Genomic DNA, 18,112 nt, shown 5'->3' with positions numbered 1-18,112 from the left:
TATGGTCCCGGCACGCTCCAGTGCAGGGAATGATCGGGTTGGAGAAGTCCCATGCGAGTCCTAGTTCTCGGCAGCGGCGTGATCGGCACCACCAGTGCCTGGTACCTGCGACAGGCCGGGTTTGAAGTCACGGTCATCGACCGCCAACCCGGCCCGGCGCTGGAGACCAGCTTCGCCAATGCCGGCCAGCTGTCGTTCGGCTACACCTCGCCGTGGGCCGCCCCGGGCGTGCCGAAGAAGGCCATCGGCTGGCTGTTCGAGAAGCACGCGCCGCTGGCGATCAAGCCGGGCATGGACCTGGCCCAGTACCGCTGGCTGTGGCAGATGCTGCGCAACTGCACCCACGAGCGCTACGCGATCAACAAGGCGCGCATGGTGCGCATGTCCGAGTACAGCCGCGACTGCCTGAACGAGCTGCGCGCGCAGATCGGCATCGAGTTCGAAGGCCGCGACCTGGGCACCACGCAGCTGTTCCGCACCCAGCAGCAGCTGGATGCCTCCGCGCAGGACATCGAGATCCTGGCCCAGTACGGCGTGCCGTACGAGGTGCTGGATCGCGCCGGCATCATCCAGGCCGAACCGGCCCTGGCCCATGTCGACGGCCTGGTCGGCGCGCTGCGCCTGCCGCGTGACCAGACCGGCGACTGCCAGCTGTTCACCCGCCGCCTGGCGCAGATGTGCGTGGACGCCGGCGTCGAGTTCCGCTTCGACCAGGACATCACCGGCCTGGAGTTCGAGGGCGACCGCATCACCGGCGTGCGCATCGACGGCAAGCGGGAAACCGCCGACCGCTTCGTGGTCGCGCTGGGCAGCTATTCGCCGGCGCTGGTCGCACCGCTGGGCATGCGCCTGCCGGTGTACCCGCTGAAGGGCTATTCGCTGACCCTGCCGATCACCGACCCGGCGATGGCGCCGACCTCGACCATCCTCGACGAGAGCTACAAGGTGGCGGTCACCCGCTTCGACGACCGCATCCGCGTCGGTGGCATGGCCGAAGTGGCCGGTTTCGACCTGTCGCTGTCGCAGCGTCGTCGCGAGACCCTGGAGCTGGTGGTCAGCGACCTCTACCCGAAGGGCGGCGACCTGTCGCGCGCACAGTTCTGGACAGGCCTGCGCCCGGCCACGCCGGACGGCACGCCGGTGATCGGCGCCACGCCGTTCCGCAACCTGTACCTCAACACCGGCCACGGCACCCTGGGCTGGACCATGGCCTGCGGCTCGGGCCGCTACCTGGCCGACCTGATGAGCGCGCGCCAGCCGCAGATCAGCACCGAAGGCCTGGATATTTTCCGCTACGGCCAGTACGGTCACGCCCCGCAACATGAGAACCGCACATGCGTCCTGCCCGCGCGCTGATCGATCTGGGCGCCCTGCGCAGCAATTACCGGCTTGCCCGTGAACTGGGCGGTGGCAAGGCCCTGGCGATCATCAAGGCCGATGCCTATGGCCATGGCGCGGTGCGCTGTGCACAGGCGCTGGAAGGCGAGGCTGATGGTTTCGGCGTGGCCACCATCGAAGAGGCGCTGGAACTGCGCCAGGCCGGGATCCGTGCGCCGATCCTGCTGCTGGAAGGCATCTTCGAACCCAGTGACATGGCGCTGGTGGCCGAGCACGATTTCTGGTTCGCGGTGGGCTCGCCGTGGCAGCTGGAAGCGCTGGTCGCATTCGACAGCCCGCGCCCGCTGACCGTGTGGCTGAAGCTGGACAGCGGCATGCATCGCCTCGGCCTGGACGTGTACAGCTTCCGCGCCGCGCATGCACGCCTGTCGGCGCTGCCGCAGGTCGAGCGCATCGTGCTGATGACCCACCTGGCGCGTGCCGATGAGCTGGACAGCGAACGCACCCATGAACAGGCGGCGACCTTCGCGCGCGCCATCGACGGCCTGGACGGCGAGACCAGCGTGTGCAATTCGCCGGCACTGCTGGGCTGGCCGGATGTACGCAGCGACTGGGTGCGCCCGGGCCTGATGCTGTACGGCGCCAATCCGCTGCCGGACAACACCGCGCTGACCGAGCGCCTGCGCCCGGTGATGACGATGCAGTCGAAGGTGATTGCCGAGCGCTGGATCGAGGCCGGTGAGCCGGTGGGCTATGGCGCACGCTTCGTGGCCAAGGCGCGCACCCGCGTGGGCGTGGTCGCGCTTGGCTATGCCGACGGTTATCCGCAGTTCGCCCCCAACGGCACGCCGGTACTGATCGATGGCCAGCCCGGCGTACTGATCGGGCGCGTGTCGATGGACATGCTGACGGTGGACCTGACCGCGCATGCGCAGGCCGGCATCGGCAGTGTGGTGGAACTGTGGGGTTCTGCGCCGACGCTGTCGGAACTGGCGCCGCGCTGCGGCGTGAGTGCCTACCAGCTGCCGTGCGCGGTCAAGCGCGTGGCGAAAGTCTACGTGTAGAGCCGAGCCCGCGCTCGGCTCTGGTAGCAGCCGACCTTGGTCGGCACCGTGCAATGCGTGTCGACCAAGGTCGACACCTGCCGGCAGGTAGAGCTGCCCGGAATCATCGTGCAGCAGTAGCCCGCGTGCTCAGCTCGCGCTTCACCCAGTCGTCGATCAGGCGCTTCTCGTAGCGCAGCGGATCGCTGTCGCTCTTCAGCCCCAGGTTGTGCAGGTAGCCGGTGTCGCTGAGCTTGGCTTCGCCCTCATCGACGATGCGACCACTGGCGTCCTTCAGCGTGTACTGCAGGGTGATCCGCGGCGGATAGATGTCCCGCATGATCCGGATGTCGCTGCCGCGCGGGCCGTGCCAGGGCTCGTAGTCGCCGGCGCGCTTGATGTCGACCAGGGTCACGTCCAGGGTCTGCCCGGGCTGCAGCGGCTTGGCCGCCGTGGTCTGCACGTAGCTGGCCAGCTGCTGCACCCAGTTGCCGCGTTCGGCCTCGAAGCGGTTGGTGCTCTGGCGGATTTCGGTGAATCCGGCTGGATCGTCCCACTTGACGCTGACCGGGCCATTGGCCTGCAGCGCGCGGGGCGCATCCGGATCGGTGACGGCGCGCGGCGCGGCGTTCGCGCTGCCCGCCATGAGGGCGCCTGCCAGCAGCAGGGCAGTGGCCAACGAGCGGTTCATGACGGTCTCCTGCGCCCCATCGACGGGGACGATGCGATTTATAGATCGAGTGTGATCCCGCTTTCCAGCCACCGCAACGGCCGATTGCGACACCGACAAGAGCGGTTGCCGCCAATTCATCGTCGTCAACCATGACTGACGGCGCTTGACGCTGTGAATACGCGCTTTGGAAGATGCTGTGCTTCCAATCCGGCCCGTCCAGACGCCCTTGTCCACACTGCCGCCCCTCGTGGAGCGCCCACCGATGATGGTGCAGGCGCCCGAACCCGACCTGCATCATGGCGTGCTTGAGCGCATCAACGCTGGTTTCTGCGTGATCCAGGTGCTGTTCGAGGGCGATCGTGCGGTCGACTATCGTTTCCTCGAGGTCAACGATGCCTTCGAGCGCCACACCGGGCTGAAGGATGCGCGTGGACAGCGCATGACCGAGCTGGAACCCAACCATGAGCAGGACTGGTTCCGCATCTACGGCGAGGTCGCACGCAGCGGCCGTCCTGCCCAGTTCGAGATGGAAGCGCGTGCGCTGGGTCGTTCGTTCGCGGTCGATGCGGTGCGCGTGGGCCGGCCGGGCGAGGACAAGGTCGGCATCCTGTTCTTCGACATCACTGCACGCAAGCAGATGGAAGTGGAGCTGGGCGAGAGCGAAGCGCGCTTCAGCGCGCTGGCCGACGGCCTGCCGATGCCGGTGTGGGTGCTCGACGAGCGCGGCCATGCCCGTTTCGTCAACAGCGCCTTCAGCGAGTTCTTCGGTGGCGACGAGACGCGTGTGCCGGAAGATGTCTGGCGCGGCCTGGTGCATCCGGACGATGCGTCGGTATTCGAATACGAACTGCAGGAAGCGCTGAAGGCGCAGCGTTCGATGCACGCGCTGGTGCGTGCGCGGCGCGCCGATGGCCAGTGGCGTTGGCTGGAGATGAACGCACGCCCGCGTTTCTCGCGGATGGGCCGCTTCATCGGCCTGGCCGGCAGCAGCCCGGACGTGACCGAACGCCGCGAGATCGAACTGGCCCGCGAGGAACTGCTGCAGTCCGAGCGCGCCGCGCGCAGCGCTGCGGAGAACATGGCGCGGCTGAAGGACGAGTTCCTGGCCACGCTGTCGCATGAACTGCGTACGCCGCTGACCACCATCCTCGGGTGGAGTGAGCTGCTGCTGCAGCGCGTGGACAACACCAGCCCTCTGTACAAGGGCCTGAACGTGATCGCCAACAGCGCCGGCGCGCAGAAGCGGCTGATCTCGGACATGCTGGACCTCAGCAGCATGCTGCTGGGCAAGGTGCAGCTGGAGGTGGAAGTGCTGGACCTGCGCACGGTGCTGGGCGAGGCCATCGGCGCGCAGGAACTGGTGGCCGAAGGCAAGGCACTGGACGTGCACCTGCAGCTGCCCGAACAGCCGAGCCTGGTGCTGGGCGATGCGACGCGCCTGCAGCAGGTGTTCTGGAACCTGCTCTCGAACGCGATCAAGTTCACCCCGGCTGAAGGCCGCATCGACCTGCAGCTGCGGGCCGACGGCAACCACTGGGAAATCACCGTGCGCGACACCGGTGATGGCATCGCACCCGAATTCCTCAATCACCTGTTCAGCCGCTTCCGCCAGGCCGATGGCACCACCACCCGGCGCCATGGTGGACTGGGACTGGGCCTGGCGATCGTGCAGCAGCTGGTCGAACTGCATGGCGGCACGGTCGCCGCGGCCAGCGAGGGGCACGGCCATGGCGCTACGTTCACCGTGCGCCTGCCGCAGCACCTTCCCGATGCCGAGCGGCGCCCGCTGCGCGAAGTGATCAGCGGGCCGATCCTGGAACCGGTGATCGTCGAGCCGTATCCGCTGCGCGGCATGCACGTGCTGGCGGTGGAAGACCAGCCGGAAGTGCTGGAGTACCTGCGGCGCATGCTGGAAGAGCAGGGCGCCAGCGTGTCGGCGGCCAGTTCGGCCGGTGAGGCGCTGGCGTTGCTGGCCGACACCGGCCATCTGCAGTACCACGTGATGCTGACCGACATCGGCATGCCGGGCATGGATGGTTATGGCCTGGTGCGCACGCTGCGCGAGGACATGGGCGTGGATGCCACGACCCTGCCCGCGGTCGCCGTCACCGCGCTGGCGCGTGCCGATGACCGCCGCCGTGCGCTGGCGTCGGGTTTCCAGGAACACGTGGCCAAGCCGTACTCGGTGGCGCAGCTGGTGGCTGCGGTACGCAAGGTGCAGGTACCCCGCGCGGACAGCGCGCTGCACTGAGCATTCACGGCCGATCGGCGACCCTGCATGCAGGAGGTCGCCGATGTCCCGCATAGCTCCCCGTATCCATACCGATCCGGCGCAGATCGCGCGCCTGGAAGCCCTGCTGCCGCAGCTGGAAGGCGAAACGCAGGTGGAACTGATTCTGCACGATGGCCGCCGCCTGCTCGGCACGGTGGCCGTGAGGCCAACCGTGCAGCAGTACCGCAACGTCACTGGTGATGAAGGCAGCAACGGCCAGCTGCGCCTGGATGACTACGACACGCCGGTGCAGCAGCACCACGTGTGGCTGGACGAGATCGCCAGCATCAACCGCCTGCCACCCAAGGCGCCTTGATCGGATGTAGAGCCGAGCCCACGCTCGGCTGCGCCGTCGCCCGAGCGTGGGCTCGGGCGCTACCGGTGTGTCAATGCTCGAACAAGGTCGGCGTCGCTTCGAACCGGCGCGCGTAGGCGCGTTCTTCCGCCACCCGGGCCACTTCGTCATCGGCCAGGTCCGGTGCGCCATATACCGCATAGGCCACGCTGCCATCGGCGCCATGGCCGACCTGGTGCAGCCGGTAACGCGAGTGCCCGCCGCCGGTGTCCTCGGGGTAGTGCACGGGCGGATGGCTGCCTTCCAGGTCCATTTCACTGTTGTCGACGACGCCACCGACGAACAAGGCTCGCATGCAGGTTCTCCTGGGTTTCCGGGGGAGCCTCTACCCTGAACGTTTCAATGTTTCTGGCAGATCAAGGCCCCGTTCGGGTTTCGCAAAGCGGCCTGCCGGGGCCGGCCCGGCCAAGCCGGTACAATGGACGGCCCTCACGCTTGAAGTACCCGCGCCGATGGCCTCCAGCGACGACGCCCCCCTGCAGACCCTGCTCCTGCCGTTCTCCCAAGGCGCCCTGCGCTGGCCGGAGGGCCCGGTGGCTTTCCTGCGTGCCCGCGATGGCTGGCCGCTGCGCGAAGCGGCCGGCAACCGCGAGCTGCACTGCGAACAGAGCTTTGCCCCGTTCGCGCAGCCGCTGCAGCAGGCCGCCGGCTGGACCGTCAGCGGCCAGCTGGACGATGTGGCCGGCAAGGGCCGTTACCCGCTGGTGCTGGTGCTGCCGCCGCGCCAGCGTGAAGAAGCCCGTGCGCTGTTCGCCCGCGCGCTGGCGCTGGTCGCCGAGGGCGGCCGTATCGTCGCCTGCCAGTCCAACAACGAAGGCGCGCGCTCCGGTGAAGGCGACCTCAAGCAGCTGGCCGGTCTCGGCGGCTGCCTGACCAAGAACCACTGCCGCGTGTACTGGACCGCCCCGCTGCAGGGCCAGCACGACGCCGACCTGGCCAAGCGCTGGTCGGCGCTGGATGCGGTGCGCCCGATCATGGGCGGACGCTTCCTGAGCCGCCCGGGCGTGTTCGCCTGGGACCGCATCGATCCGGCATCGGCGCTGCTGGCCGAGCACCTGCCGGCCGACCTGGCCGGCCGCGCCGCCGACCTTGGCGCCGGCTACGGCTATCTCTCGCGCGAGCTGCTGGAACGCTGCCCGAAGATCACCGCGCTGGACCTGTACGAGGCCGAGCAGCGTGCGCTGGCCCTGGCCGAACTGAACTTGGCGCCGCCGCCGCGCGCGCTGCCGCTGCGCTTCCTGTGGCGCGACGTCACCGCCGGCATCGAGCCGGGCTACGACGTCATCATCAGCAACCCGCCGTTCCACACGCCGTCGCGTGCCGACCGCCCGGACATCGGCCAGCGCTTCATCGCCGTGGCCGCGCAGGCGCTGCGCCCGGGCGGGCGCCTGTACGTGGTGGCCAACCGCCATCTGCCGTACGAGCACACCCTCAACGACAGCTTCGGTGCGGTGCGCGTGGTCGCCGAGCGCGACGGTTTCAAGCTGGTTGAAGCAGTGAAGGGGAAGGGCAAGTGAAGCTGGTCAAGCTCATCGCCAACCTGGGCTATGGCAGCCGCAAGCAGGTGCAGTGGATGTTCCGCGAAGGCCGCGTCACCGACGCCGACGGTGAGGTGCTGTACGCCGATGACCAGGTGCCGCACGAGGCGATCCGCGTCGATGGCGAGCCGCTGGACCCGCCGGTGGGGCTGTCGATCGCGCTGCACAAGCCCGCCGGCTACACCTGTTCGACCAAGGACACCGGCCGCCTGATCTACGACCTGCTGCCGCCGCGCTTCCGCGACCGTGATCCGGTGCTGTCCACGGTGGGCCGCCTCGACCGCGAGACCAGTGGCCTGCTGCTGCTGACCGACGATGGCGGCCTGCTGCACCGGATCATCTCGCCGAAGTCGAAGCTGCCGAAGGTCTACGAAGTCGAGTTGAGCGAGGACCTGCGCGGCGACGAAGTGGCGTTGTTCGCCAGCGGCACGCTGATGCTGGAGTCCGAGAAGACGCCCCTGCTGCCGGCGGAACTCGAAGTGCTGGAGGCGCGTCGCGCACGCCTAGTGCTGCATGAAGGCCGCTACCATCAGGTACGCCGCATGTTCGCCGCCACCGGCAACCACGTGCAGGCCCTGCACCGCAGCCGCGTCGGCGGGCTGGACCTGCAGGGGCTGGACGAAGGGCAATGGCGGCAGCTCACTTCCACCGACCTGGATACGTTGTTCGCTCCATGACCCCCTTCGCTGCGCTGCCGTTCCTGCCCGACGCCGTCATCTTCGACATGGACGGCCTGATGATCGACAGCGAGCGGGTCTCGCTGGCCTGCTGGAGCGAGGCCGCCGACGAATTCGGGCTGGGCCTGGAGGAAGCGGTGTTCCTGCGCATGGTCGGCCTCGGCGACCACGATACGCATGCGTTGCTGCGCGCGCAGGGCATCGAAGACAGCCTGATCGACGCGGTGGCGGCACGTTGCCATGAGCTGTACGAAGCACGCACGCAGACCGGGCTGCCGCTGCGGCCGGGCATCCTGGAGCTGCTGGAGCTGCTGAAGGCGCACGCGGTACCGCGTGCGGTGGCGACCACCACGCGGCAGCCGCGCGCCAACCGCAAGTTGGCGGCCGCAGGCCTGCTGCCGTACTTCGATGCCGTGATCACCAGTGGTGATGTGGCGCGGCCGAAGCCGGCGCCGGATATCTACCTGCTGGCCGCGCAGCGGCTGGGCCAGGCGCCCGAACGTTGCCTGGCGCTGGAAGATTCACCGGCCGGCACGCGGGCCGCACTGGCCGCCGGCATGACCGTGATCCAGGTGCCGGACCTGGTGCATCCGGATGAAGAGCTGCGCGCACTGGGCCACCGCATCGTCGGCTCGCTGGTGGACGCGCACGCCCTGCTGCTGCCGCTGCTGCCGAAGTAGCGGTGGCTGCCGACCTTGGTTGGCACTGAGCCGGGCATGGGCTCGGCTTCACATCTTCTGGTGGGTGCCGACCGTTGGTCGGCACACCTGTTCAATCACACCCGCCCGAACACCAGCGCAGCGTTGGTGCCACCGAAGCCGAAGCTGTTGGACATCACCGTGTCCAGCTTCTGCTCGCGGCTCTCGCGCAGGATCGGGAAGCTCTCCACCTTCGGGTCCAGCTCGCCGATGTTGGCCGAACCGGCGACGAAGCCATCGCGCATCATCAGCAGGCAGTAGATCGCCTCGTGCACGCTGGCCGCGCCCAGTGAATGGCCGGACAGCGCCTTGGTCGAGGACAGCGGTGGTACCGCATCGCCGAACACTTCACGGATCGCGTTGAGCTCGGTGACATCGCCCAGCGGGGTCGAGGTGCCGTGGGTGTTGAGGTAGTCCAGCGGGCGATCGACGCCCTGCAGTGCCATCTTCATGCAGCGCACCGCGCCCTCGCCGGACGGCGCGACCATGTCGGCGCCATCGGAGGTCACGCCGTAGCCGATCAGCTCGGCATGGATGTGCGCGCCACGCGCAACGGCGTGGTCGTAGTCCTCCAGCACCAGCATGCCGCCGCCACCGGCGATGACGAAGCCGTCGCGGTCCTTGTCGTACGGACGCGAGGCGCTGGCCGGGGTTTCGTTGAAGCTGGTCGACAGCGCGCCCATCGCATCGAACATCACGCTCATCGACCAGTGCAGGTCTTCACCGCCACCGGCGAACATGATGTCCTGCGCACCGTGGCGGATCATGTCCGCGGCAGCGCCGATGCAGTGCGCCGAGGTCGCGCAGGCGGCCGACAGCGAGTAGCTGACGCCCTTGATCTGGTAGGCCGTGGCCAGGCAGGCCGAGACCGTCGAGCACATCGTGCGCGGCACCATGTACGGGCCGACCTTGCGCACGCCACGTTCGCGCAGCAGGTCGACCGCGCCGATCTGCCATTCGCTGGAGCCGCCGCCGGAACCGGCGATCAGGCCGGTGCGCAGGTTGCTGACCTGCTCGGGGCTGAGCCCGGCATCGGCGATGGCATCGCGCATGGACAGGTAAGCGAAGGCCGCCGCGTCGCTCATGAAGCGCTTCTGCTTGCGGTCGATCAGCGCCTCCAGATCGAGGTCGACGCGACCGCCGACCTGGCTGCGCAGGCCTGCTTCGGCATGGTCGGCCAAGGCGGTGATGCCCGAGCGCCCTTCGCGCAGCGCGGCCGAAACGGTATCCAGATCATTGCCGAGGCAGGACGTGATGCCCATGCCGGTGATGACGACGCGACGCATCAGAAGCTCCCGGTTTCAGTGAACAGGCCGACGCGCAGGTCGCGCGCGCTGTAGATTTCGCGGTCATCCACGTACATGCGGGCGTCCGACTGGGCCATCACCAGCTTGCGGTTGATGACACGGCTGATGTCGATCTCGTAGCGCACGAGCTTGGCGTCCGGCAGTACCTGGCCGGTGAACTTCACCTCGCCGCAGCCGAGTGCGCGGCCCTTGCCGGGGGCACCCAGCCAGGTCAGGAAGAAGCCGGTCAGCTGCCACATGGCGTCCAGGCCCAGGCAGCCGGGCATGACCGGGTCGCCGATGAAGTGGCAGCCGAAGAACCACAGGTCCGGGCGGATATCCAGCTCGGCGCGTACCATGCCCTTACCGTGCGGTCCGCCGTCCTCGTGGATGTCGGTGATGCGGTCGAACATCAGCATCGGATCGTTGGGCAAACGGCCGGCGGCGGTGCCGAACAGTTCACCGCGTGCGCTGGCCAGCAGCTGTTCGCGGTTGAACGCGTGGAGACGGGTCATGAAGCACAATCCTGGAAGCGGGGAAACAGGGAAACAAGCGTTCGAGGATGCCCGTGGAAACTGCGCCGATCAAACATTTCAACCGTACGCAACCGTAGTGTTTTCAATGGAATACGCGCATCCTGTTGATGTGCAACGACCATACTTCGGCGTGTGGCCCGTTCGGCACGCCCCCGCCCTTTCCGCCTGACATGACCCGACTGCGCAAGATCATCCACGTCGACATGGACGCGTTCTACGCGTCGGTGGAGCAGCGCGACGATCCGTCACTGCGCGGCAAGCCGGTGGTTGTGGCATGGCGCGGCGCGCGCTCGGTGGTGTGTGCGGCGTCCTACGAGGCACGCGTGTTCGGCGTGCGTTCGGCGATGCCGGCGCTGCGCGCCGAACGCCTGTGTCCGGACGCGATCTTCGTGCCGCCGGACTTTGCACGTTACAAGGCGGTGTCACGCCAGGTACGCGAGATATTCCTGCGCCACACCGACCTGGTCGAGCCGTTGTCGCTGGACGAGGCCTACCTGGACGTGACCGAGCCGAAGAGCGGCATCGAACTGGCCACCGACATCGCCCGCACCATCCGTGCGCAGATCCGCGAGGAGACGAACCTGACCGCTTCAGCCGGGATCGCGCCGAACAAGTTCCTGGCCAAGATCGCTTCGGACTGGCGCAAGCCCGATGGCCAGTTCGTGATTCCACCGCAGCGGGTGGACGCCTTCCTGCTGCCGCTGCCGGTGAACCGGGTGCCCGGCGTCGGCAAGGTGATGGAAGGCAAACTTGCCGCGCGTGGCATCGTCACCTGCGGCGACCTGCGGCAGTGGTCCCTGGTCGACCTGGAAGAGGCGTTCGGCAGTTTCGGCCGCAGCCTGTACAACCGTGCACGCGGCATCGACGAGCGGCCGGTGGAACCGGACCAGCAGGTGCAGTCGATCTCCTCGGAGGACACCTTTGCCGAGGACCTGTTGCTGGAAGACCTGGGCGAGGCGATCGTGCAGCTGGCGGAGAAGACCTGGAATGCCACGCGCAAGACCGAACGCGTCGGCCACACCGTGGTGCTGAAGCTGAAGACCGCGCAGTTCCGCATCCTCACCCGCAGCTTCACCCCGGAGCGCCCGCCGGAATCGATGGAAGAACTGCGCGACATCGCACTGGCCCTGCGCGCCCGCGTCGACCTGCCGGCGGAGACGCGTTACCGCCTGGTCGGCGTCGGGCTGGGTGGGTTCCGCGAAAAGGAGGCCGTGGTGCAGGGGGAATTGTTCGAGCACGGACCGAACGATTCCACATCCCTCTGATCGGCAAAGGCGGGGTCAGAGCCCGTTGCGCAGCAACGGGATCCGACCCCAGCAGATTGCCGAGATCTGTCGAAGGCGGGGTGGGTCCGATGGCAGGGGTGTGAGCGGCATGGATGCCGCGACCAAGCCCCCATGGACGGGTTCACGGCGTCCCCTGCCATCGGACCCACCCCGCCAACCCACAGATATCCAGCTGTTGCCGTTGCATTGAGCAGGTGCAGGGCGCAGCCCTGCAAAACAACCCTTTACCTTAAGGCCACTGCATCTCGCCCTTGGCCACCTTCGCACTCAGCTCCAGCGATGCCACGCCGTCCAGCTTCGGGTAGCGCGACTGCATTGCTTTCACCAGCGCCGCACTGTCCTTGGCCTTTGCCGTCTCGACATCGAACGCGCGGATGTAGTCCGCAGTGAAGCGCAGCGCACTGGCATCCAGTGCGGCACCCGGCGCGTAATGCCCCGGCACCACCACCTTCGGCTTCAGTGCCTGCAACCGCTGCAGGGTCTGCAGCCAGTCGGTGTGCGACTTAGGCGTCTGCGTGTCGGCCATCCACACGTGCTCGCCGGCTACCACCGGAATGCCACCGACGATCGCGCGCAGCGACGGCACCCACAGCACCGTGCGGTCCGGGGTCGGGCCATCCAGGCCGATCAGCGGCAGGCGCTGGCCTTCCAGCTGCAGTGCATCGCCATCCAGCACCTGCGGCAGCACGATGCGCGCGGGCACGTCGGCACCCATCTTCGGTCCCCAGTAGGCCAGCTTGCCGGCCTGGGTCTGCTGGATATGGGCGACGGTCTGCGCGGTGGCGACGATGCGTGCCTGCGGGAAGGCGTCCTGCAGGGTGGCCAGGCCGAAGTAGTAGTCCGGATCGCCGTGGCTGATGTAGATCGTGGTCAGCTGCTTGCCGCTGGCGCGGATCAGCTCGACCAGCTTGCGCGCATCGCTGGCACCAAACTGCGCATTGACCAGGATCGCGTCGTGGCGGCCTTCGATCAGCACCGAGGACACCGAGAACATTGCCTGCGGGCCGGGATGGAAGGTCTGCAGGTGCAGCTGGGATTTCGTCGCCGCCGCCGGCGCCGTGGTGGCCGGTGCGGCCAGCAGCGGCGCACTGGTGAAGCTGGCGGCCAGGGCGAGGGGAAGCAGCAGGGCAGCGGTACGCATGGGAATTCCTTGTGTAGAGCCGGGCCAATGCCCGGCTGCATGTTCGCGTAGAGCCGAGCGCGGGCTTGGCTCTACATGGGACGTGCGTGGATCAATACGCTGCGGTGATGATCTGCTTCGGATACGCGTGCGCTTCCAGCTCGGCGACGAACGCCGCGCCATAGTCGGCGTAGCTGATGCGGCTGTGGCCGCTGGTATCGGCCAGGAACGCCTTGGGCTGCACGCGGTACTGGCCGCGCTCTTCACCCGGGCCGATTTCGGCGGCCGGCGAGAAGAAGGTCCAGTCCAGGTCGTCCACTGCCTGCAGGCGGTTGAACGCCTCGCGGTGGGCCAGCGCGTACGGCTTGTAGGCCTCCGGGAAGGTGGGGGTGTCGACCAGCTGCACGCCGGGTGCGACTTCCAGGCTGCCGGCACCGCCAACCACCACCAGGCGCGGCACGCCGGCCTTGCGCGCGGCAGCCGCCAGCTGCGCGGCGACCTCGCCGACGCGGCCGTTGTCATCGCCCGGGCGCGGGCCGTAGGCACTGGCGAGCACGTCGTGGCCGGCGATGGCGGCAACCAGCGCGTCCTGGTCATCCAGCGAGGCGATCACCGGATGGGCACCGGCCAGCTCGGCCGGGAGGTCCTGCGCGCTGCGCACGATGACAGTGAGTTCGTGGCCGCGGGCCAGCGCGTGGCGGGCGATATGGCGGCCGATGTTGCCGGTGGAACCAACGAGGGCGATCTTCATGGCAGGACTCCGTGGGGCGCTGTGGGGTGGGAATGGCGCCACTCTAGGCCGCTGCAGTCGCTCGAAAAACAGCGTATAACGCGCTTGTTTGTTGCATGGATCGAGCATATGGACCGATTGACCGCCATGACCGTGTTCGTCGAGGTGGCCGAGCGCGGCAGCCTGACCGCGGCGGCAGAGGTGCTGGACATGTCGCGGGCGATGGTCAGCCGCTACCTGGCTGAGGTCGAGGGCTGGCTGGGCGCACGCCTGCTGCACCGGACCACGCGCCGGGTCAGCCTGACCGGCCCGGGCGAGGCGGCGCTGGCGCGCTTCCGGCAGATGCTGGCGATCGGCGAGGAACTGCAGGGCGAGCTGGCCAGCGATGATCCCGAGCCGCATGGCACGCTGCGGGTGACTGCCAGCGTGTCGTTCGGGCAGAGCCACCTGGCGCGGGCGGTGGCCGGCTTTGTTGCGCGCCATCCGGCGGCACGCATCGAGCTGCTGCTGGTCGACCGCACGGTCAACCTGGTGGAGGAGCGGGTGGACCTGGCCGTGCGCATCGCGCGCCAGATCGATCCCAGCCTGATCGCGCGGCGGCTGGCCACCTGCCGCTCGGTGCTGTGCGCGACGCCGTCCTACCTGCAGGCACGCGGCACGCCGACTGCTCCCGAGCATCTGGCCGCGCACAACTGCCTGACCCACCACTACGTCGGCAAGAGCCTGTGGCAGCTGCACCGGGACGGCCGTTCGCTGTCGGTGGCGGTGGGCGGCAACATCAGCGCCAACGAGGCCTCGCTGCTGCTGGAGGCGGTGCGGGCCGGTGCCGGTATCGCCATGCTGCCGACCTACCAGGTGGCGCCGCTGCTGCGTACCGGCGAGCTGATCGAACTGCTGCCCGAATTCAGCCTGGACGAACTCGGCATTCATGCCGTGTACGCGTCACGGCGACAGCAGCCCGCTATCATGCGGCGATTCCTGGACTACCTGGCCGAGTGTTTCGCCAGCCCGGCCTTCCAGGATCTGGATTGGCGCCCACCGGGCAAGGAGAACACATGAACCATGGACAGGCCTTGATCGACCACAACCGTGCTGCCTGGGACCGCCAGGCCAGCGAAGTGCGCGAATGGTCGCGCCCGGTGGAAAGTTCAACCATTGCCGCCGCGCGCGAAGGCCGCTGGCAGGTGCATCTGACCCCACGTGCGCTGCCATTGGACTGGCTGGGCGATGTGCGCGGCCGCCGCATCCTGTGCCTGGCCTCGGGCGGGGGCCAGCAGGCACCGGTGCTGGCCGCTGCGGGCGCCGACGTCACCGTGTTCGATCTCTCCGACGGGCAGCTGGAACAGGACCGCAGCGTGGCGGCGCGCGACGGCCTGCAGCTGCGCACGGTGCAGGGCGACATGCGCGACCTGCACGTATTCGCCAACGACAGCTTCGACGTGGTGTTCCATCCGATCTCCAACCTGTACGTACCCGACGTGCGCCCGGTGTGGACCGAATGCCGCCGCGTGCTGGCGCGCGACGGCATGTTGATGGCCAGCTTCTACAACCCGGTGCTGTTCGTCGGCGCGCGCGATCCGCAGCTCGATGCGCAGGGCCTGATCCGGCCGAAGTACGCCATTCCCTATTCGGACCTGGAAGACCTGCCCGCCGCAGAACGTGAGGCGAAACTCGGCCGCGGCGATGCGCTGACCTTTGGCCACAGCCTGACCGAACTGATCGGCGGGCAGCTGGATGCGGGGTTCGTCATTGATCGCTTCATGGAAGACTGGCAGCCGCAGCCGCGCTTCCTGATCGACCGCTACCTGCCCACGTTCCTGGCCACCCGCGCACGCCGGATCGGTTGAGGCGGATCGGCGCAGAAACCAGCGGCGTACAATGGGCGGCCCCACGTCGTGCAGGTGCCGTCCCTTGTCGTATCCCTATCCGCTGGTCGTGTTCGACCTAGATGGCACGCTGGTCGACAGCGCAGCTGATATCGCCGAAGCACTGAACCGCACGCTGGAAGACATCGGCATGGCACGCGTGCCGGAAGCCACGGTTCTGGGCTGGATCGGCGACGGTGTGCGCCGCCTGGTCGAGCAGGCCGTGCATGCCGCGGGTCGTGAGGTCGACCTGGCCGAAGTGATGCCGGTGTTCATGGCGCACTACCGTGAGTGCCTGCTGCGCAGCCCGCGCCTGTTCGATGGCGTGGCCGAAGCGCTGATGCAGCTGCGTGCACGCGGTGTTCCGCTGGCGATCTGCACCAACAAGCCCGAAGCGCTGGTGCCGCCACTGCTGCAACACCTGGGCATTGGTGATGCGTTCGCGCTGGTACTGGGCGGCGATTCGCTGCCGCAGCGCAAGCCCAGCGGTGAGCCGCTGCGGCACATCGCTGCGCACTTCGGGCTGGCGGTGGATGCCTGCCTGATGGTGGGTGATTCGTTGACCGACTACCGCGCCGCCGAAGAGGCGGGCATGCCGATCGCACTGGTGCGTTACGGTTATCCGCGTGGCCTGGACCTGGCCACCGCACAGGCGGTGGCGGTGATTGACGACCTGCGTGAGTTGCCGGGGCTGGCCGCGGGCGTTCGGGTGTAGAGCCGAGCCCACGCTCGGCTGCTTCATTGCGTGAGCCGAGCATGGGCTCGGCTCTACAGTAGATCGGTGCCGGGCGATGCCCGGCGCGCGCCTTCATTTCGGCTGGTAACGCACGCTCAGCTGGTACTCGCGGCCGGGCTGGTTGAACCACGCCACCGTCTCGTAGCGGCGGTCGAACACGTTGGCGGCACGTGCCAGCAGCGACCACGCCGGCGTCAGCGCGTACTCGGCGCGCAGGTCCAGCGTGCCGTAGCCACCGACCTTCACCGCGTTGGCGGCATCGTCATAGCGCTTGCCCGCACCCTGCACGGTCAGGCCGGCGCGGAAATCGCCGAAGCGGCGGTCGACGTCCAGGCGCGCGGTCTGCTGTGCACGGCGCGGCAGCCAGTTGTCGAACTGGGTGCTGCCATGGGTGCGGTTGCGCGGGTCGGTGTAGCTCAGCTGCGCGTTGAGGTCGAAGCCGGCCAGCAGCACGCCACCGGTCAGTTCGGCGCCACGGATGCGCGCCTTCTCCACCTGCTGCATTTTCATCGTGGACGCATCGTAGGTGATCAGGTCATCGATGCGGGTCTCGTACACGTCCAGGCCCCAATGCCAGCCCTGGCCCTGCTGCGAAACACCGAGGTTGGCGCTCTTGGACTTCTCCGGCTTCAACGTCGGCACGCCGCTCCACGGGTCGTACAGGTCGCTGAAGGTCGGTGCCTTGAAGGCGGTGCCGTAGCTGGCATTGACGCGCAGGCCGTGGTCCAGCTGCATTGCCCAGCCGAGACTGCCGGTGGCGTGGTTGCCGAACTGCTGGTTGTCGTCGTTGCGTGCGCTGGCCTGCAGCTGATGGCGGCCGAAGCGGCCCTGGTACTGCACGAACACGCCGGTGTTGCGACGGCTGTCGACGAGGTAGCCCGCGCTGCTGCCATCCAGGTTGTCTTCGCTCCAGTCCACGCCGGTGCTCAGCAGCTGGCTTCCGGTCAAGGTGAAGTCACCCTGCAGCGAGGCGCTGTCGCGGTGGGTCTGCGCGCTGCCGCGTGCGCCGAAGTCGCCGAAGTTGTCCGATTCGTTGTCGCTGCGGCCGACGTTGGCGGTGAACGCCAGGCGCCCGGACGGGGTGTAGCGCACCTTGCCGGCCAGCACCTGCTGGCGGGTTTCCGAGTAGTTGTAATAGCCGTCGTAGTGGTTCTTGCCGTCGGCGCGCAGCGCACTGCCTTCCACATTCCACTGGTCGTTGAAGGTGTAGCCGCCACGCAGGCTCTTGGACAGGTTGCGGTAGCCGTCGCGATCGGGTTCGTCAGCGAAGCAGCCGGTGAACAGCGTCGCCGAGCCACGGCAGGCATCGACGCCATCGGAATGCTGGTAGGCGATGTCGGCGCCGAACCAGCCGCGTTCGGTGCCACCTCCGATGCCGCCGCTGGCTTCGCGCAGGCCGTTGCTGCCACCACCGAGCTGGAAGTGCGGAGCAAAATCGCCCTGGTTGCGGCGGGTGAAGATCTGGATCACGCCACCGATGGCGTCGGCGCCGTACAGGCTGGACTGCGGGCCGCGCACGATTTCCACGCGTTCGATCTGCGCCAGCGGCAGGTCCTGGTACATGGCCAGGCCGAGGTCGGCACTGTTGATGCGCACGCCATCGACCAGCACCACGGTGTGGCCCGAGTTGGTGCCGCGCAGGAACAGCGAGCTCTGCTTGCCGAGCCCGCCGGCATTGGTCAGGTTGATGCCGGCGCGGCCGCGCAGCAGTTCCTGCAACGAGGTGGCCTGACTGGATTCGATCTGCGCGCGGTCGATCACCTGGGCTGGTGCGATGCTGTCCTGCAGGGCGATCGGGGTGCGGGTGGCGGTGACCAGGATCTGGTCGAGCGCGGTGGTGTCATCGGCGGCCTGGGCCAGCGCGGGCAGGGCGGCCAGCACGGCCAGGGACAGCATTCGGGACTGCAGCTTCATGGGGGACTCCAGGTGCCACGCACGCCCGCGTGGCGAAGGGGAGGA

General features: G+C 68.0%; 18 protein-coding genes. 11 read left to right on the top strand and 7 right to left on the bottom strand.

Annotated features, from left to right (window positions below; genetic code table 11):
* Positions 1-51 precede the first annotated feature (51 nt).
* Entirely contained in the window at positions 52-1,356 is a 1,305-nt protein-coding gene (locus AC5P8R_RS11830; protein ID WP_032959242.1) for a D-amino acid dehydrogenase, read from the top strand.
* On the top strand, positions 1,335-2,402 hold the full coding sequence (gene alr, locus AC5P8R_RS11825; protein WP_495223441.1) for an alanine racemase: 1,068 nt from the start codon (positions 1,335-1,337) through the stop codon (positions 2,400-2,402). The genes AC5P8R_RS11830 and alr overlap by 22 nt, the downstream gene beginning before the upstream one ends.
* Before the next feature lie 103 nt (positions 2,403-2,505).
* On the opposite strand, the gene AC5P8R_RS11820 is transcribed toward alr, so the two are convergent.
* Positions 2,506-3,072: a DUF3016 domain-containing protein gene (locus AC5P8R_RS11820; protein WP_014645805.1), complete on the bottom strand. Its 567-nt coding sequence runs from the start codon at positions 3,070-3,072 to the stop codon at positions 2,506-2,508.
* 244 nt (positions 3,073-3,316) lie between these two features.
* Between AC5P8R_RS11820 and AC5P8R_RS11815 the strand changes: the two genes are divergently transcribed.
* The gene (locus AC5P8R_RS11815) at positions 3,317-5,305 is read left to right on the top strand and encodes a hybrid sensor histidine kinase/response regulator (RefSeq protein ID WP_014645806.1); all 1,989 of its coding nucleotides are present in this window, start codon (positions 3,317-3,319) and stop codon (positions 5,303-5,305) included.
* Positions 5,306-5,348: 43 nt separating this feature from the next.
* Positions 5,349-5,642 (top strand): DUF3247 family protein, encoded by a 294-nt coding sequence (locus AC5P8R_RS11810; RefSeq protein WP_014645807.1) that lies wholly within the window; start codon positions 5,349-5,351, stop codon positions 5,640-5,642.
* A 70-nt stretch (positions 5,643-5,712) separates the two neighbouring features.
* Here the strand turns inward: AC5P8R_RS11810 and AC5P8R_RS11805 are convergent, their stop codons facing one another.
* The gene (locus tag AC5P8R_RS11805; protein WP_005407925.1) at positions 5,713-5,976 is read right to left on the bottom strand and encodes a hypothetical protein; all 264 of its coding nucleotides are present in this window, start codon (positions 5,974-5,976) and stop codon (positions 5,713-5,715) included.
* A gap of 157 nt (positions 5,977-6,133) precedes the next feature.
* On the opposite strand from AC5P8R_RS11805, the gene AC5P8R_RS11800 reads away from it, so the two are divergent.
* Genes AC5P8R_RS11800 through AC5P8R_RS11790 form a run of 3 tightly spaced genes read left to right on the top strand, consistent with a single transcriptional unit; the run spans position 6,134 to position 8,576 of the window.
* Entirely contained in the window at positions 6,134-7,198 is a 1,065-nt protein-coding gene (locus tag AC5P8R_RS11800) for a class I SAM-dependent methyltransferase (protein ID WP_164166966.1), read from the top strand.
* Positions 7,195-7,896, top strand: coding sequence for a pseudouridine synthase (locus tag AC5P8R_RS11795; RefSeq protein ID WP_014645809.1), 702 nt, complete (start codon positions 7,195-7,197; stop codon positions 7,894-7,896). Before AC5P8R_RS11800 ends, AC5P8R_RS11795 begins: the two co-directional genes overlap by 4 nt.
* Complete coding sequence (locus tag AC5P8R_RS11790; protein ID WP_046428651.1) at positions 7,893-8,576, top strand: HAD family hydrolase; 684 nt, start codon at positions 7,893-7,895, stop codon at positions 8,574-8,576. The genes AC5P8R_RS11795 and AC5P8R_RS11790 overlap by 4 nt, the downstream gene beginning before the upstream one ends.
* A gap of 95 nt (positions 8,577-8,671) precedes the next feature.
* Here the strand turns inward: AC5P8R_RS11790 and fabB are convergent, their stop codons facing one another.
* Positions 8,672-9,880 (bottom strand): beta-ketoacyl-ACP synthase I, encoded by a 1,209-nt coding sequence (gene fabB / locus AC5P8R_RS11785; protein WP_014645811.1) that lies wholly within the window; start codon positions 9,878-9,880, stop codon positions 8,672-8,674.
* Positions 9,880-10,395: a 3-hydroxyacyl-[acyl-carrier-protein] dehydratase FabA gene (gene fabA / locus AC5P8R_RS11780; protein WP_014035851.1), complete on the bottom strand. Its 516-nt coding sequence runs from the start codon at positions 10,393-10,395 to the stop codon at positions 9,880-9,882. The genes fabB and fabA overlap by 1 nt, the downstream gene beginning before the upstream one ends.
* Before the next feature lie 191 nt (positions 10,396-10,586).
* On the opposite strand from fabA, the gene dinB reads away from it, so the two are divergent.
* Positions 10,587-11,681 carry a DNA polymerase IV gene (gene dinB, locus AC5P8R_RS11775; protein WP_049441381.1) on the top strand — a complete coding sequence of 365 codons (1,095 nt, stop codon included), beginning with the start codon at positions 10,587-10,589 and terminating at the stop codon, positions 11,679-11,681.
* 250 nt (positions 11,682-11,931) lie between these two features.
* On the opposite strand, the gene AC5P8R_RS11770 is transcribed toward dinB, so the two are convergent.
* Together AC5P8R_RS11770 and AC5P8R_RS11765 are read right to left on the bottom strand one after the other, a co-directional pair.
* Positions 11,932-12,843 (bottom strand): MBL fold metallo-hydrolase, encoded by a 912-nt coding sequence (locus AC5P8R_RS11770; protein ID WP_075076145.1) that lies wholly within the window; start codon positions 12,841-12,843, stop codon positions 11,932-11,934.
* 91 nt (positions 12,844-12,934) lie between these two features.
* A complete protein-coding gene (locus AC5P8R_RS11765; RefSeq protein ID WP_495223438.1) occupies positions 12,935-13,573 on the bottom strand; it encodes an NAD(P)-dependent oxidoreductase in 639 nt (212 codons plus the stop codon).
* A gap of 108 nt (positions 13,574-13,681) precedes the next feature.
* On the opposite strand from AC5P8R_RS11765, the gene AC5P8R_RS11760 reads away from it, so the two are divergent.
* From AC5P8R_RS11760 to gph, 3 genes are all read left to right on the top strand, one after another.
* Complete coding sequence (locus AC5P8R_RS11760; protein ID WP_014645815.1) at positions 13,682-14,611, top strand: LysR family transcriptional regulator; 930 nt, start codon at positions 13,682-13,684, stop codon at positions 14,609-14,611.
* A complete protein-coding gene (locus AC5P8R_RS11755; protein WP_495223436.1) occupies positions 14,608-15,399 on the top strand; it encodes a class I SAM-dependent methyltransferase in 792 nt (263 codons plus the stop codon). The genes AC5P8R_RS11760 and AC5P8R_RS11755 overlap by 4 nt, the downstream gene beginning before the upstream one ends.
* 64 nt (positions 15,400-15,463) lie before the next feature.
* Entirely contained in the window at positions 15,464-16,132 is a 669-nt protein-coding gene (gph, locus tag AC5P8R_RS11750) for a phosphoglycolate phosphatase (protein WP_169412566.1), read from the top strand.
* Positions 16,133-16,225: 93 nt separating this feature from the next.
* Here gph and btuB read toward each other — a convergent pair whose 3' ends face one another.
* Positions 16,226-18,067 carry a TonB-dependent vitamin B12 receptor gene (btuB, locus tag AC5P8R_RS11745; RefSeq protein ID WP_046428665.1) on the bottom strand — a complete coding sequence of 614 codons (1,842 nt, stop codon included), beginning with the start codon at positions 18,065-18,067 and terminating at the stop codon, positions 16,226-16,228.
* Positions 18,068-18,112 lie beyond the last annotated feature (45 nt).

The organism is Stenotrophomonas sp. YJH_SMC_73 (assembly GCF_059370155.1).
This window is presented reverse-complemented; position numbering and strand designations above follow the sequence as displayed.